We start from the raw sequence: 15,806 nt of genomic DNA, 5'->3' as shown, positions 1-15,806 counted from the left end.
ACGGCTCCGGGAACGGCCCTTGCCGGGTCTGTCGGTGCGGCTCCGTAGACTGGTCGGCGTGAGCGAGCGCCCCCTGAACGACGAGACCGGTGATCACGAATCCGGCAACTCCGGCGAAGCCGGCGAGTTTGCCGAAATCGTGGAAGCCGAGACGAACCGCGACCCCGACCTGGCCGTGATCGAGGCCGGCAGCCGCACCCTGCGCACCATGTCAGGGCCCCCGCAGGGCGACGCCGTTCCGGCCCGCCCGGAGGACCCGGAGGTGGACCGGGCGCTGCGCGAGGTGGAGGCCGAGCTGGCGGGGCGCTGGGGCGAGACCAAGCTCGACCCCTCGCTGTCGCGCATCGAGATGCTGATGGACATCCTGGGCCAGCCGCAGCGCGCCTACCCCTCGATCCACATCACCGGCACCAACGGCAAGACCAGCACCGCCCGCATGATCGAGGCCCTGCTGGCCGCCTTCGACCTGCGCACCGGCCGCTACACCAGCCCGCACGTCCAGTCCGTGACCGAGCGCATCAGCCTGGACGGCGCACCGATCGCGGCCGAGCGTTTCATCGAGACGTACCGCGACATCCAGCCGTACATCCAGATGGTCGACGAGCGCGAGGAGCACCGCCTCTCCTTCTTCGAGGTGCTCACCGGCATGGCCTACGCGGCCTTCGCCGACGCCCCGGTGGACGTGGCGGTCGTCGAGGTCGGCATGGGCGGCTCGTGGGACGCGACGAACGTCGTGGACGGCACGGTCGCCGTCGTCACCCCGATCGCCCTCGACCACACCGACCGGCTCGGCACCACGCCCGGTGAGATCGCCCAGGAGAAGGGCGGGATCATCAAGCCCGACGCCACGGTGGTGCTCGCCCAGCAGCCGGTGGACGCGGCGCAGGTGCTCCTCAAGCGCGCGGTCGAGGTCGACGCCACGGTGGCCCGCGAGGGCATGGAGTTCGGCGTCACCGGCCGCGAGGTCGCCGTCGGCGGTCAGCTGCTGACGCTGCGCGGCCTCGGCGGGGACTACCCGGAGGTCTTCCTCCCGCTCTACGGTGCGCACCAGGCGCACAACGCCGCCGTCGCGCTGGCCGCGGTCGAGGCGTTCTTCGGCATCGGCTCGGAGCACGCCCGCACGCTCGACCTCGACACCGTGCGCCGGGCCTTCGCCTCGGTCACCTCGCCGGGCCGGCTCGAAGTGGTGCGCCGCAGCCCCACCGTGGTGCTGGACGCCGCGCACAACCCCGCGGGTGCCCGTGCAGCCGCCGAGGCGGTGGGCGAGGCATTCGGCTTCAGCCGCCTCATCGGAGTGGTCGCCGCCAGCGCGGACAAGGACGTGCGCGGCCTTCTGGAGGCCTTCGAGCCGGTCTTCGCCGAGGTCGTCATCACCTGCAACTCCACCCAGCGCGCCATGGACGCCGACGAGCTCGCCGCCATAGCGGTGGAGGTCTTCGGCGCCGAGCGGGTGCAGGTCGAGCCGCGCCTGGACGACGCCCTGGAGGCGGCGATCACCCTCGCCGAGGAGGAGGACGAGTACGCGGGCGCCGGTGTGCTGGTGACCGGCTCGGTGATGACGGTCGGCGAGGCCCGGCTGCTCCTGGGAAGGAAGTGAGATGCGGACGCTGTGCGCGAGCACTCTGATCGGTGAATTCTTCGTCATCGGATTCGCCGGCCTGGTGGCCATGAAGGACCCGGGCCTGTCCATGGCCACGGTCTGGGCGGTCTGCGGGACCACGATGGTGCTGAGCGTGCTGCTCTGCGGAATGATCACCCGGCCCGGCGGGATACAGCTGGGCTGGGCCCTGCAGGCCGCATTGATCGCGAGCGGTTTCGTGGTCCCGGTGATGTTCATCCTCGGCATCGTCTTCGCCGGCCTGTGGTGGTGCTCGGTCCATTTCGGCCGCAAGATCGACGAGGCGAAGGCGCGCTTCGCGCGCATGAGCGAGGAGGCGGCGCCGGAGACGGCGTGACCTGCGGTCGGCCCGCGCCCCGAACGGCCCGCAGTTGCACTGCGACCGCAGATACCGCGCCCCGAAGGGGCGCGGGGAACTGCGCGACCGGCCATGGACGGGCCCGCAGCTGCCCACGGCCCGACCAGCGCAGGGATCCGGCCGGCGACCCCGTCAGGGACCCGGTACCGACGGTGCCGGGTACCCCTGTACCCTCTGCGGCAACCACACCTGATCGCAAGGAGCCGCCCCATGAGCCAGCGCACCCTCGTCCTCCTCAAGCCCGACGCCGTCCGGCGTGGCCTGATCGGCGAGATCATCGGCCGGATCGAGCGCAAGGCGGGCTGGACGATCGGCGCGCTGGAGCTGCGCACCCTCGACCGCGCCACTCTGGAGCAGCACTACGCCGAGCACGAGGGCCGCGACTTCTACGAGCCGCTGATGGGCTTCATGTCCTCCGGTCCGGTCGTGGCCATGGTCGTCGAGGGCGAGCGCGTGATCGAGGGCGTCCGCGCCCTGGCCGGCCCGACGGACCCGATCGCGGCGGCCCCCGGCTCGATCCGTGGCGACTTCGGCACCATCACCCGCGAGAACCTCATCCACGCCTCGGACTCCGAGGAGTCCGCGGAGCGGGAAATCAAGATTTTCTTTCCCGGCCTCGTCTGATAGCTGATCAGGCCGATCAGAGATGTACCCATTCTGATCAGGGGCGACCGATTAATTCTCGGTCGCCCCCTGGCATATGCGGAGCGAACGAGGGAACCTCTCACTCCGACACGACGTCACCATTACGGGGGCGGGCTTGTGTTCTGCCGACAATGGCGGAGGAACCCTCGCGCCGCGCCCCACCGCCGCGCGAGACTACGATGAAGTGCTCCCGCGCCCGCAGCGCACCACCTGCCGACCTCAAGTAAGCAATCGCTCCAGTTGGGAAGGCCAGACGTATCCTCATGGGGAACAATATGTCGTTCATCGGCCGTGACATGGCTGTCGACCTCGGGACCGCCAACACGCTGGTGTACGTCAGAGGCCGCGGGATCGTCCTCAACGAGCCGTCTGTCGTCGCCATCAACACCAACACCGGCGGCATCCTCGCAGTGGGCGCCGAGGCCAAGAAGATGATCGGCCGCACCCCGGGGAACATCGTCGCCGTCCGTCCGCTCAAGGACGGCGTGATCGCCGACTTCGAGATCACCGAGCGGATGCTCCGCTATTTCATCCTCAAGATCCACAAGCGTCGCTGGATGGCCCGTCCGCGTGTGGTGGTCTGTGTGCCCTCCGGCATCACCGGGGTCGAGCGCCGGGCCGTGATCGAGGCCTCCACCCAGGCCGGCGCCCGCCAGGTGCACATCATCGAGGAGCCGATGGCCGCGGCGATCGGCTCGGGCCTGCCCGTCCACGAGGCCACCGGCAACATGGTCGTCGACATCGGCGGCGGCACCACCGAGGTCGCGGTCATCTCGCTCGGCGGCATCGTCACGGCCCAGTCCATCCGGGTCGCGGGCGACGAGCTGGACAACGCGATCATCCAGCACATCAAGAAGGAGTACAGCCTCCTCCTCGGCGAGCGCACCGCCGAGCAGATCAAGATCACCATCGGCTCGGCGTACGACCTCGAGCAGGACGAGCACACCGAGATCCGCGGCCGCGACCTGGTCAGCGGCCTGCCCAAGACCGTGGTGATCTCGGCGGCCGAGGTCCGCAAGGCCATCGAGGAGCCGGTCAACTCCATCGTCGACGCCGTCAAGACCACGCTCGACAAGTGCCCGCCCGAGCTGTCGGGTGACGTCATGGACCGCGGCATCGTTCTTACCGGCGGAGGTGCCCTGCTGCGCGGCCTGGACGAGCGGCTGCGTCGCGAGACGGGCATGCCGATCCACATCGCGGAGGACCCGCTGGACTCGGTCGCCCTCGGCTCCGGCAAGTGCGTCGAGGAGTTCGAGGCACTGCAGCAGGTCCTGGACGCCCAGCCCCGGCGGTGACGCAGGGGTCCGCCCGCCGCCCGTCCGGCGGCGGGTGGCGGTCACCGCGGCGCCCGGCGCACCTCCGCCGCCGGGAAACAACCTGATATACAGGCAGAACGCTTCCGATGACCGTCCGTGCGCGTAGCGGAACGGTCCGACGAGAAGGGCACGCCGCCGCACGTGAGGGACACACGAGAGAGCCGGCTGCTGCTGGTGCTGTTGATCGCGATCGCGTTCGCGCTGATCACGGTGGACATCCGCGGCGGTGAGCAGTCCCCGCTCGACGGTGCCCGGCATGCCGCCGCCTCCGCCTTCGGCCCCGTGGAGAAGGGGGTCGCCGCCGCCGTAGACCCCGTCGGCAACGCCCTCGCCGCCGTGCGGGACTCAGGCGACCGCAGCCGCCGCATCACCGCCCTGGAGCGCGAGAACACCGCCCTCAAGCAGCGGCTCGCCGGCGACGACCGCAACAAGGGCCGGCTCCGCGACCTCGACCGCCTGCTGAAGACCGCGGGCGCCGGCCAGTACGGCATCAAGGGCGCCCAGGTCATCGCCATAGGAGCGGCCCAGGGCTTCTCCTGGACCGTCACCATCGACATCGGCAGCAACGACGGCGTCCGGCGCGACATGACCGTCATCAACGGCGACGGCCTCGTCGGCCGTGTCACCACCGTCGCCCCCACCACCTCCACCGTGCTGCTCGCCAGCGACCCCAAGTTCACCGTCGGCACCCGCATGGAGAAGAGCGGCGAACTCGGCTTCGCCAACGGCCAGGGCGACAGCACCCTGCGCGTCGAACTCCTCAACGGCAAGGCCTCCGTGCACCGCGGCGACCGCCTGGTGACCTTCGGCTCCAGCAGGGACAGGCCCTTCGTCCCCGGCGTCCCCGTCGGCGAGGTCGTCCGCGTCGAGCCCTCCGGCGGCGGCCTGACCCGCACCCTCCAGGTGCGCCCCTTCGTCGGCTTCAGCAAGCTCGACCTCGTCGGCGTCGTCGTCCAGCCGCCCCGCCAGGACCCGCGCGACAGCGTCCTGCCGCCCAAGCCGGAAGCCCCCAAGCCCGCCCCCACCGTGACCGTCACGGCTTCCCCCGCACCCTCCGCCTCCCCGAGCGACCGACCCCAGGACTGACGATGCGTCTCAACCGGATCCTGCTCTCGACGGTGCTCGTGATGGTGGCGCTCGTCGTGCAGGTGAGCGTCTTCGCCCGGCTGCATCTGCCCGGAGCCGTCCCCGACCTGCTGCTCCTCGTCGTCGTCGGGCTCGGCCTGGTCTACGGGCACACCGCCGGCGCCCTCGTCGGCTTCGGCGCCGGCCTGCTCGCCGACCTCGCGCCGCCCGCCGACCACGCCACCGGCCGCTACGCCCTCGTGCTGTGCGTCGTCGGCTACCTCGTCGGCCTCGCCAAGCCCGAGAGCGGACAGCTCCGTTCGGCCACCCTGCCGATGGTCGTCGTGGCGGGCGCGGCCGTCGTCTCCACCCTGCTCTACGCGGGCGTCGGCGCCCTCGTCGGGGACACCGCCGCCCGCCATGTGGGCCTGACCGGGCTGGTGTTCACCGCCGCGCTCTACGACCTGCTCCTCGCCCCCTTCACCGTGCCGGTGATCATGGCGCTGGCCCGGCGCACCGCGGGCGACGCGCTCACCGGTGACGGCACGCCCGTCACCGCGACCGCGACCGACGGCGGATACGGGCGGATGTCCGGAGGCAGCTTCCGGGTCTCCACCGGCGGCTTCCGCGGCGGACTGCGCAGCGCCTTCCGCGGCGGCCGGGGCGGCAGCCTCGGCGGCAGGCGCAGCGGCGGCATGCTGACCTCGGTGCGCAAACCGGGGCGGGTCAAGGGGATCAAGGGAGTGAAGGGGATGAAGGGGGTCAAGCGGCTGTGAGCGACGCACGCGCGGCCGCCGGGCCGCAGTCGACGGTGATGCCCGCACCTCTGTGCCGCGCGGGCGGAGAAGCGAACAAGGGGACTCGGTGAGCGACGCACGTGCGGCCGCCGGGCCGCGGTCGACGGTGATGCCCGCACCTCTGCGCCGCGCGGGCGGAGAAGCGAACAAGGGGACTCGGTGAGCGACGCACGTGCGGCCGCCGGGCCGCGGTCGACGGTGATGCCCGCACCTCTGCGCCGCGCGGGCGGAGAAGCGAACAAGGGGACTCGGTGAGCGACGCACGTGCGGCCGCCGGGCCGCGGTCGACGGTGATGCCCGCACCTCTGCGCCGCGCGGGCGGAGAAGCGAACAAGGGGACTCGGTGAGCGACGCACGTGCGGCCGCCGGGCCGCGGTCGACGGTGATGCCCGCACCTCTGCGCCGCGCGGGCGGAGAAGCGAACAAGGGGACTCGGTGAGCGACGCACGTGCGGCCGCCGGGCCGCGGTCGACGGTGATGCCCGCACCTCTGCGCCGCGCGGGCGGAGAAGCGAACAAGGGGACTCGGTGAGCGACGCACGTGCGGCCGCCGGGCCGCGGTCGACGGTGATGCCCGCACCTCTGCGCCGCGCGGGCGGAGAAGCGAACAAGGGGACTCGGTGAGCGACGCACGTGCGGCCGCCGGGCCGCGGTCGACGGTGATGCCCGCACCTCTGCGCCGCGCGGGCGGAGAAGCGAACAAGGGGACTCGGTGAGCGACGCACGTGCGGCCGCCGGGCTGCAGTCGACAGTGATGCCCGCACCTCTGTGCCGCGCGGGCGGAGAAGCGAACAAGGGGACACTGTGAGCAAGCTGCCCAAGGTGCCGGAGAGCGGGCGGGCTTCGCGGGTCACGATCCGGCTGATCATCCTTCAGATCCTCGTCGTCTCGCTGCTGCTCACGCTCGGCGGCCGCCTCTGGTACCTGCAGATCCGCAACGGGGACCAGTACACCGCCGAGGCCGCCAACAACCACATCCAGCAGGTCGTCGCCCCCGCCACCCGCGGCTCGATCCTCGACGCCCGCGGCGTGCCGCTCGCCGACAACGAGACCCGCCTGGTCGTCTCCGCCAACCGCACCGACCTGATGCGGATGAAGGACAAGGGCAGGGCCGTCCTCGCCCGCCTCGCCGGGGTGCTGGGCATGCCGACCGAGGACGTCGCCGCCAAGGTCCGGCTGTGCGACGCCAAGACGCCCAAGCCCTGCTGGGCCGGTTCCCCGTACCAGCCCATCCCGGTCACCGACCAGGCCACCACCCAGCAGGCCCTGCAGATCCGCGAGCGCGCCGAGGACTTCCCCGGCATCACCGCCGAACCCACCGCCGTGCGCCGCTACAGCGGCCCCGGCGGCTCCAACACGGCCCAGGTCCTCGGCTACCTCTCGCCCGTCACCGACGACGAGGTCAAGGAGGCCAAGAAGAGCGGCACCCCGCTGATGAGCTCCGACCAGGTCGGCCGCTCGGGCCTGGAGCGGCAGTACGACTCCCAGCTGCGCGGCAAGGCCGGGGTCACCCGCTACGAGGTCGACAACCTCGGCCGCGTCATCGGCAAGGCCAGGAGCGACAAGGCCGTGCCCGGCGCCAACGTCGTCACCAGCATCGACGCCCGCGTCCAGGCCATAGCGGAACGCGAGCTGGACCAGGCGATGAAGGACGCCCGCAAGGAGACCGACCGCAACACCGGCACCACCTACAAGGCCGACGCCGGTGCCGTCATCGTCATGGAGTCGAAGACCGGGCGCGTGGTCGCCATGGCCTCCAACCCCACCTACGACCCCAACGTCTGGGTCGGCGGCATCTCCGCCAAGGACTACAAGGCGCTCACCGGGCCGGACTCCGACTACCCGCTGCTCAACCGGGCCATCCAGGGTCAGGCGGCCCCCGGCTCCATCTTCAAGGTGATCTCCACGACCGCCGCCGTCGCCGCCGGCAACCCCTTCACCGACCACTACAACTGCTCCAGCTCGTACAGCATCGGCAACCAGGTCTTCCAGAACTACGAGTCCAAGGGCTACGGCCCCATCGACCTCGGCCAGGCCCTGGAGGTCTCCTGCGACACCGTCTTCTACGACCTGGCCTACCGCCAGTGGCAGAAGGACGGCGGCAACAACCCCAAGCACCCGGCGGACTGGTTCTACAAGACCGCCCACCGGTTCGGCCTGGGCAAGGAGACCGGCATCGACCTGCCGGGCGAGGTCCGCGGCCGGGTCCCGGACCGCGAGTGGAAGAAGCGGTACTGGGAGGCCAATCAGGAGTCCTGGTGCAAGCAGGGCAAGAACGACGACAGTTACGCGGGGAAGATCGCCAAGGAGAACTGCGAGTCCGGCATGCGGATGCGCGCCGGTGACTCCGTCAACTACTCGATCGGGCAGGGCGACACGCTCGTCACCCCCATCCAGATGGCCACCATCTACGCGGCCATCAGCAACGGCGGCACCCTCTACAACCCCACCGTCGGCAAGGCCATCGTCAGCCCCGACGGCAAGCACGTCCGCGAGATCAAGCCCACCTCGCACGGCCGGCTGCCCTTCGACGCCAAGCTGCGCGACCAGATCGACGGCGCGCTCGCGGGCGTGGCCACCCAGGGCACCGCGGCCTGGCGGTTCCAGGGCTGGCCGCAGAACCAGATCCCCATGCACGCCAAGACCGGCACCGCCGAGGTCTACGGCAAGCAGACCACCTCCTGGTTCGCCACCTACACCTCCGACTACACGGTCGTGATGACGATCTCCCAGGGCGGCACCGGCTCCGGCGCCTCCGGGCCCGCCGTGCGCAACATCTACAACGCCCTCTACGGGGTCGACGGGCAGGGCAAGGTCGACGAGAAGAAGGCGCTCCTGCCGCACCCCGAGGCCCGGCTCCCGAAGATCGAGAAGGACGGCAGCATCGAGGCGCAGCACATCGACGCGCCCTCGCCGTCGCCCTCCGCGTCCTCTTCCGGCGCCCCGGCCTCCGGCTCCCCGGCCCCGTCCGACGGGCCGTCCGTCTCGCCCGCCTCGCCCGCCAGAAGAGAGGAGGACCGGTGACCCTCCTGGGCCACCCGCCGGTCAGGCCCGTATCCGGTCGCGGCGTCTGGTCCCGGCTCACCGCCCGCGACTCGGTCCTGCGCCGCCTGGACTGGGTGATGCTGCTCGCCGCCCTCGCCCTCTCCGGCCTCAGCACCCTGCTCGTCTACTCCGCCACCCGCGGCCGCACCGAGCTCACCCACGGCGACCCCTCGTACTTCCTGCTCCGCAACATCCTCAACACCGGCATCGGGCTCGCCCTCGCCTTCGGCGTCGTCCGGCTCGGCCACCACCGGCTGCGCGGCGCCGTCCCGCTGCTCTACGCGATCTCGGTGCTCTGCACCGCCGCCGTGCTCACCCCGCTCGGCGCCACCATCAACGGCGCCCGGTCCTGGATCCAGCTCGGCGGCGGATTCTCCGTCCAGCCCTCCGAGTTCACCAAGATCACCATCGCGCTGGGCATGGCGATGCTGCTGGCCGCCAAGGTGGACGCCGGCGAACAGCGCCGCCCCGACGGCCGCACCGTCCTCCGGGCGCTGGGCGTGGCCGCCCTGCCCACGCTGGTCATCCTGCTGATGCCCGACCTGGGCTCCGTGATGGTCCTCGTGGTGATCGTGCTCGCCGTGCTGCTCGCCTCCGGCGCCTCCCGGCGCTGGCTCGCCGGCCTGCTCGGCGCGGGCGTCGCGGGCTGTCTCCTCGTCTGGCAGCTCGGGATCCTGGACACCTACCAGATCAATCGTTTCGCCGCCTTCGCCAACCCCGCCCTCGACCCCACCGGCGTCGGCTACAACACCAACCAGGCCCGGATCGCCATCGGTTCGGGCGGCCTGACCGGCTCCGGCCTCTTCCACGGCTCCCAGACGACCGGCCGGTTCGTCCCCGAGCAGCAGACCGACTTCATCTTCACCGTGGCGGGGGAGGAGCTCGGCTTCATCGGCGCGGGCGCCGTCATCCTGCTCCTCGGTGTCGTGCTCTGGCGCGCCTGCCGGATCGCCCGCGAGGCCGGGGACCTCTACGGGTCGATCGTGGCCGCCGGGATCGTCGCCTGGTTCGCCTTCCAGAGCTTCGAGAACATCGGCATGACGCTCGGCATCATGCCCGTGACGGGCCTGCCGCTGCCCTTCGTCTCCTACGGCGGCTCCTCCATGTTCGCCGCCTGGATCGCCGTCGGCCTGCTCCAGTCGATCCGGACGCAGCGGCCGGTGACGGCATAGGGGACCCACGAGGACTGCCGTTCGGGCTTCCGGAGCACTAGATTTCGCGTTATGGCGGACACCGTGCGAGAGATCGAGCGGAAGTACGAAGCCGGAGACGACACGGGCCCGGCCCGGTTCCCCGACCTGGGCGGGGCCGCGCCCGTCGGCACCGTCGCCGACCGGGGCACGCAGGAGCTGGACGCCGTCTACTACGACACCGCCGACTGCCGGCTCCTCGCGGCGGGCATCACCCTCCGCCGCCGCACCGGCGGCAGCGACGCGGGCTGGCACCTCAAGCTCCCCGTAGCCGAGGGGGTCCGCGACGAGATCCGCGCCCCCCTCTCCGCCCGCGTCCCCCGCACCCTCGCCGCGCTCGTCCGCTCCCGCACCCGCGACTCGGCCCTCACCCCGCTCGTCCGCATCACCAGCCGCCGCCGGGTGCTGCACCTGCTGGACGAGCACGGCACGCTGCTCGCCGAGGCGACCGAGGACCGCGTGCGCGCCGTCCGGCTCCGGGATCGCGAGACCACCACCGAGTGGACCGAATACGAGGTCGAGCTGGCCGAGGGCACCGGCCCCGCCCTCTTCGACGCGCTCGAACCCCGCCTGCGCAAAGCCGGGTTGCGCCGCTCGAAGGCCCCCTCCAAACTCTCCCGCGCCCTCGGCACCGGGCCGGCGGCCGCGGAGCACAGGCCCGGCAGGGACAGCACCTCCGCCGGCGACCACGTCCTGGACTACCTGCGCGAACAGGTCGAAGCCGTCGTCGCCCTGGACCCCGGCGCCCGCCGTGGCACCGAGGACGCCGTCCACCAGATGCGGGTCGCGACGAGGCGGCTGCGCGGCGCCTTCCGCTCGTACCGCAAAATCCTCGACCGGCGGGCCACGGACCCGCTCGGCGGGGAACTCCGGTGGCTCGCCGCCGAACTGGGCGCCGACCGCGACCGCGAAGTCCTCACCGAACGGCTGCGGCAGCGCCTCGACGAAGTGCCGCGCGCCCTCGTCCGCGGTCCCGTCCGCGCCCGGCTGCGCGCCTGGTCCGGCGGCCGCCGCGCCGGCTCGCGGCGCCGGGTGGCCGAGGTGCTCGACAGCAAGCGCTACCTCGCCCTGCTCGACGCGCTCGACGCCCTCCTCGCCGACCCGCCGCTGCGCCCGGCCGCCGCACGCCCGGCACGCCCCGTCCTGGCCAAGGCCGTCCTCGGCGACTACGGCCGGCTGGCAGCCCGCATCGACGCGGCCCTCGCCACGGGTCCCGGGCCCGGCCGCGACACCGCCCTGCACGACGCCCGCAAGGCCGCCAAGCGCGCCCGCTACGCCGCCGAGGCGGCCACCCCGGCGCTGGGCGGAGCGGCCCGGCGCTTCGCGCGGCAGATGAAGTCCGTCCAGACGCTCCTGGGCGACCACCAGGACAGCGTGATGGCCCGGGGCGCCCTGCGCGAGATAGCGGGTGAGGCACAGGAGGCCGGGGAGCCGACGTTCACGTTCGGGCTGCTGTACGGCCGCGAGGAGCAGCAGGCCGCGCAGGACGAGCGCGAGCTGCCCGACCTGTGGGCCGAGGCGTCGGACAAGCGGTGGCGGGCGGGGCTCGCCTGACGCGTCAGGGGCGACTTCTGCGGCGCGTTACTCTTGAGGGTCACCCCTGTCCGCTCATGAGAGACATCGCGATGCCTGTCGAGTCGGTCTTCCCGCGCCTGGAAGCGCTTCTTCCGCACGTCCAGAAGCCCATCCAGTACGTCGGCGGAGAGCTCAACTCCACCGTCAAGCCCTGGGACGAGTGCGACGTGCGCTGGGCGCTCATGTACCCCGACGCCTACGAGGTCGGACTGCCCAACCAGGGCGTCATGATTCTTTACGAGGTCCTCAACGAGCGCGAGGGCGTCCTCGCCGAGCGCACCTACAGCGTGTGGCCGGACCTCGAAGCGCTGATGCGCGAGCACGACGTGCCGCAGTTCACCGTGGACGCGCACCGGCCGGTCAAGGCCTTCGACGTCTTCGGCCTGAGCTTCTCGACCGAGCTCGGCTACACGAACATGCTCACGGCCCTGGACCTCTCCGGCATTCCGCTGGAGGCCAAGGACCGCGGCCTCGACGACCCGATCGTGCTGGCGGGCGGCCACGCCGCGTTCAACCCCGAGCCGATCGCCGACTTCATCGACTGCGCCGTCATCGGCGACGGCGAGCAGGCCGTCCTGGAGATCACCGAGATCATCCGGGCCTGGAAGAGCGAGGGCCGCCCGGGCGGCCGCGACGAGCTGCTGTTCCGTCTCGCGCGGACGGGCGGCGTGTACGTCCCCCGCTTCTACGACGTGGAGTACCTGGCCGACGGCCGTATCGGCCGCGTCGTGCCCAACCGCTCCGGCGTGCCGTGGCGTGTGTCCAAGCACACCGTCATGGACCTGGACGAGTGGCCCTACCCGAAGCAGCCGCTCGTCCCGCTCGCCGAGACCGTCCACGAGCGGATGTCCGTCGAGATCTTCCGCGGCTGCACCCGCGGCTGCCGCTTCTGCCAGGCCGGCATGATCACCCGCCCGGTGCGCGAGCGCAGCATCACCGGCATCGGCGAGATGGTCGACAAGGGCCTCAAGGCGACCGGCTTCGAGGAGGTCGGCCTGCTGTCGCTGTCCTCGGCCGACCACACCGAGATCGGCGACATCGCCAAGGGTCTGGCCGACCGGTACGAGGAAGACAAGATCGGCCTCTCCCTGCCGTCGACCCGCGTGGACGCCTTCAACGTCGACCTCGCCAACGAGCTGACCCGCAACGGCCGCCGCTCCGGTCTGACCTTCGCCCCCGAGGGCGGCTCCGAGCGCATGCGCAAGGTCATCAACAAGATGGTCTCGGAAGAGGACCTCATCCGGACCGTCGCGACCGCGTACGGCAACGGCTGGCGCCAGGTGAAGCTGTACTTCATGTGCGGCCTGCCGACGGAGACCGACGAGGACGTGCTGCAGATCGCCGACATGGCGATGAACGTCATCCAGAAGGGCCGTGAGGTCTCGAAGTCCAACGACATCCGCTGCACGGTGTCGATCGGCGGCTTCGTGCCCAAGCCGCACACCCCGTTCCAGTGGGCGCCGCAGCTGTCCGCCGAGGAGACCGACGCGCGCCTGGAGAAGCTGCGCGACAAGATCCGCGGCGACAAGAAGTACGGCCGCTCGATCGGCTTCCGCTACCACGACGGCAAGCCCGGCATCGTCGAGGGCCTGCTCTCCCGCGGCGACCGCCGCCTCGGCGCGGTCATCCGCGCCGTCTACGAGTCGGGCGGCCGCTTCGACGGCTGGCGCGAGCACTTCTCGTACGACCGCTGGATGGAGTGCGCCGCGAAGACGCTGCCCCCGCAGGGGGTGGACGTCGACTGGTACACGACCCGCGAGCGCACGTACGAGGAGGTCCTGCCCTGGGACCACCTGGACTCCGGTCTCGACAAGGACTGGCTCTGGGAGGACTGGCAGGACGCGCTCGACGAGACCGAGGTCGACGACTGCCGCTGGACCCCCTGCTTCGACTGTGGCGTGTGCCCGCAGATGCAGACCGAGATCCAGATCGGTCCGACCGGCAAGAAGTTGCTGCCGTTGTCGGTCAAGTAACGTAACGTGATGGCTCGTGGGGCAGTCTCCGCCGACGCGGAGGTGAGCCGAAGCTCCTGCCACTGACCGTGGTGAAGTACCACCCGCCCCGCGATGCAGCCCGGCCCCCAGCGGAAGCACCCGCCGGGGGCCGGTGCCATGCCGAGCCCGTACTCTAGGTAGCAGTACGACCGCAACTCACGAAGGACTGAAGACACTGGGCAAGCGACAGCCCGAAGGCCCGCCGCCCGCACCCGCGGTGCAGCGCATCCGCCTGCGCTACACCAAGCGCGGCCGCCTCCGGTTCACCAGCCACCGCGACTTCCAGCGCGCCTTCGAGCGGGCGCTGCGCCGGGCCGAGGTGCCCATGGCGTACTCGGCCGGCTTCACCCCGCACCCGAAGGTGTCGTACGCCAACGCCGCCCCGACGGGTACCGGCAGCGAGGCCGAGTATCTGGAGATCCAGCTCGCCGAGGTGCGCGAACCCGCCCGCCTGCGCGAGCTGCTCGACGAGTCGCTGCCCGACGGGCTCGACATCGTCGACGCGGTGGAGGCCCGCACCTCCGCCTTCGCCGACCGGCTGCAGGCCTCGGTGTGGGAACTGCGGCTCGACGGCGTCGAGCCGGCCGAGGCCGGGCGCGCCGTGGAGGCCTTCCTCGCGGCGGAGAGCGTGGAGGTCCAGCGGCGCACCAAAAACGGGTTGCGGACCTTCGACGCCCGTGCTGCGGTGACCCGACTCGAGGCGCTCGAAGCTCCGGCCGATAGGCCCGGTGACGGTGCCTGTGCGATACTGCGGCTGGTTGTTCGGCATGCGACACCCGCCGTACGACCCGACGACGTCCTGTCCGGTCTCCGCGCTGTGGCCGACCTGGCGCCGCCGGTCCCCGCAGCGGTGACCAGGCTGGCGCAGGGGCTGCTCGATGAGGAGTCCGGCACGGTGACCGATCCGCTCGCGCCCGACCGCGACGCCGCCCCGGCCGCCCCACCCACGGCCGCCGGACCGAGCGCCGCGCAGCAGGTGCCGGAAGGTTCCGCGTAAGGACGGCCGTCGAACGCGCCGCCGATCCACCAGGGAGCCACCCGGTCCGGCAGGCGCACTGACCAGGAGACTTTCGCCGGTGCCGACGAGACTCGGCCCCGGCGAGCGAGACGACAGCTCCCGTGCGGCGACCGCGCCCCGGACGGCGGTTCCGCGCTCATCACGCGGGCCGGCGGGCCGGAACAGGCGCGGCGCCCGGGAGCGTGACGGGAGAACCGCCCGCATGCTCGAATCCATTGAGCCCACCGAGGCCGGTGGCGCTTCCAGCGCCCAGGCCGCCGCTACCGATACGACGTCCGCGTCGCCGAGCGACACGCTGCCCCCGCGGCGCCGCCGGGTGGCCTCGCGGCCGGCCGGGGCGCCGACGGCGTCCGCCGCCGACCCCGCGGCCGATCCCGCGGACTCCGCGGAGGAGAAGCCGGCGCGTACGCGCCGGCGGACGACGCGCAAGACCGCCGAGGCGGAGCCGGCAGTCGCCGAGGCCGCTGAGGCCTCCGAGGCTTCTGCGGCTTCCGAGGAGAAGCCCGCTCGCACGCGCCGCCGTGCGGCTGCTGCCGAGCCGGCCGCCGAGGCCGCCGAGCCTGCCCGTACGCGCCGTCGTGCGACGCGCAAGGCCGCTGCTCCGGCCGAGACCGAGGCCGAGGCTGTCGAGGCCGTGACGGCCGAGTCTGCCGAAGAGACCCCTGCCCGTCCGCGGCGCCGGGCGACCCGCCGGGCGACCGCTCCGGCCGGTGCGCCGGAGGCTGCCGAGCAGGTTGTTGCCGAGCCCGTGGCAGAGGCCCCGGCCGAGCCCGTTGCCGAGCCCGCCGAAGAGACCCCCGCCCGTCCGCGGCGTCGGGCCACGCGCCGGGCGACCGCTCCGGCCGGTGCCCCGCAGGGTGCCGAGGAGGCCGTGGAGGCCGAGGCCGCCGAGGCCCCCGCCCGTACGCGCCGTCGTGCCACTCGTCGGGCGACTGCTCCGGCCGGTGCGTCCGAGGCCGCCGAGCAGGTCGTTGCCGAGGTCGGGGCCGAGGCCCCGGTCGAGGTCGTCGCCGAGCCCGCCGCCGTGTCCGTCTCCGCGGGCCGCCCGCGTCGCCGGGCCACTGCGCCGGCCGGCGCCCCGCGGGGTGCCGAGGCCGCCGCCGTGCAGGCCGAGGTCGTCGAGCCGGCCGTCGAGGAGCAGGAGGAGGCCGTCGTCGAGGCCCCCGTCGCCGCGCCTGTCCGTGGC

At 72.2% G+C, this 15,806-nt stretch carries 11 protein-coding genes and 1 pseudogene; all 12 read left to right on the top strand.

Annotated features, from left to right (window positions below):
- Positions 1-58: 58 nt before the first annotated feature.
- Positions 59-1,597 carry a bifunctional tetrahydrofolate synthase/dihydrofolate synthase gene (gene folC, locus HG542_RS29085; protein ID WP_171086614.1) on the top strand — a complete coding sequence of 513 codons (1,539 nt, stop codon included), beginning with the start codon at positions 59-61 and terminating at the stop codon, positions 1,595-1,597.
- A 1-nt stretch (position 1,598) separates the two neighbouring features.
- Positions 1,599-1,955, top strand: coding sequence for a DUF4233 domain-containing protein (locus HG542_RS29080; RefSeq protein ID WP_171086612.1), 357 nt, complete (start codon positions 1,599-1,601; stop codon positions 1,953-1,955).
- Between the two features lie 231 nt (positions 1,956-2,186).
- Entirely contained in the window at positions 2,187-2,600 is a 414-nt protein-coding gene (gene ndk / locus HG542_RS29075) for a nucleoside-diphosphate kinase (RefSeq protein ID WP_171086611.1), read from the top strand.
- 296 nt (positions 2,601-2,896) lie between these two features.
- On the top strand, positions 2,897-3,916 hold the full coding sequence (locus tag HG542_RS29070) for a rod shape-determining protein (RefSeq protein WP_004950903.1): 1,020 nt from the start codon (positions 2,897-2,899) through the stop codon (positions 3,914-3,916).
- Between the two features lie 162 nt (positions 3,917-4,078).
- On the top strand, positions 4,079-5,023 hold the full coding sequence (gene mreC / locus HG542_RS29065) for a rod shape-determining protein MreC (protein ID WP_171086608.1): 945 nt from the start codon (positions 4,079-4,081) through the stop codon (positions 5,021-5,023).
- 2 nt (positions 5,024-5,025) lie between these two features.
- Positions 5,026-5,778, top strand: a complete 753-nt coding sequence (gene mreD / locus HG542_RS29060) for a rod shape-determining protein MreD (RefSeq protein WP_171086606.1) — start codon at positions 5,026-5,028, stop codon at positions 5,776-5,778.
- An 833-nt stretch (positions 5,779-6,611) separates the two neighbouring features.
- Positions 6,612-8,822: a penicillin-binding protein 2 gene (gene mrdA, locus HG542_RS29055; RefSeq protein WP_171086673.1), complete on the top strand. Its 2,211-nt coding sequence runs from the start codon at positions 6,612-6,614 to the stop codon at positions 8,820-8,822.
- On the top strand, positions 8,819-10,015 hold the full coding sequence (rodA, locus tag HG542_RS29050) for a rod shape-determining protein RodA (protein WP_227723563.1): 1,197 nt from the start codon (positions 8,819-8,821) through the stop codon (positions 10,013-10,015). Before mrdA ends, rodA begins: the two co-directional genes overlap by 4 nt.
- Positions 10,016-10,066: 51 nt before the next feature.
- Positions 10,067-11,587: a CYTH and CHAD domain-containing protein gene (locus HG542_RS29045; protein WP_171086604.1), complete on the top strand. Its 1,521-nt coding sequence runs from the start codon at positions 10,067-10,069 to the stop codon at positions 11,585-11,587.
- 71 nt (positions 11,588-11,658) lie between these two features.
- Positions 11,659-13,581 carry a TIGR03960 family B12-binding radical SAM protein gene (locus tag HG542_RS29040; protein WP_171086668.1) on the top strand — a complete coding sequence of 641 codons (1,923 nt, stop codon included), beginning with the start codon at positions 11,659-11,661 and terminating at the stop codon, positions 13,579-13,581.
- A gap of 238 nt (positions 13,582-13,819) precedes the next feature.
- Positions 13,820-14,599, top strand: a complete 780-nt coding sequence (locus HG542_RS29035) for a TIGR03936 family radical SAM-associated protein (RefSeq protein WP_171086602.1) — start codon at positions 13,820-13,822, stop codon at positions 14,597-14,599.
- Positions 14,600-14,822: 223 nt separating this feature from the next.
- Positions 14,823-15,806 (top strand): annotated as a pseudogene (locus tag HG542_RS29030) (hypothetical protein); the annotation flags it as partial.

The sequence above is a fragment of the Streptomyces morookaense genome, assembly GCF_013030945.1.
GTDB lineage: Bacteria > Actinomycetota > Actinomycetes > Streptomycetales > Streptomycetaceae > Streptomyces > Streptomyces morookaensis.
Note: the sequence above shows the minus strand (reverse complement) of the source record. Positions and strands in the feature narration are given on the sequence as shown.

Bases quoted from the DNA above. Each gene is read 5' to 3' on its own strand.
- HG542_RS29080 (WP_171086612.1), top strand. From the start codon at position 1,599: ATGCGGACGCTGTGCGCGAGCACTCTGATCGGTGAATTCTTCGTCATC.
- HG542_RS29040 (WP_171086668.1), top strand. From the start codon at position 11,659: ATGCCTGTCGAGTCGGTCTTCCCGCGCCTGGAAGCGCTTCTTCCGCAC.
- HG542_RS29070 (WP_004950903.1), top strand. From the start codon at position 2,897: ATGTCGTTCATCGGCCGTGACATGGCTGTCGACCTCGGGACCGCCAAC.
- HG542_RS29045 (WP_171086604.1), top strand. From the start codon at position 10,067: ATGGCGGACACCGTGCGAGAGATCGAGCGGAAGTACGAAGCCGGAGAC.
- mreD (WP_171086606.1), top strand. From the start codon at position 5,026: ATGCGTCTCAACCGGATCCTGCTCTCGACGGTGCTCGTGATGGTGGCG.
- ndk (WP_171086611.1), top strand. From the start codon at position 2,187: ATGAGCCAGCGCACCCTCGTCCTCCTCAAGCCCGACGCCGTCCGGCGT.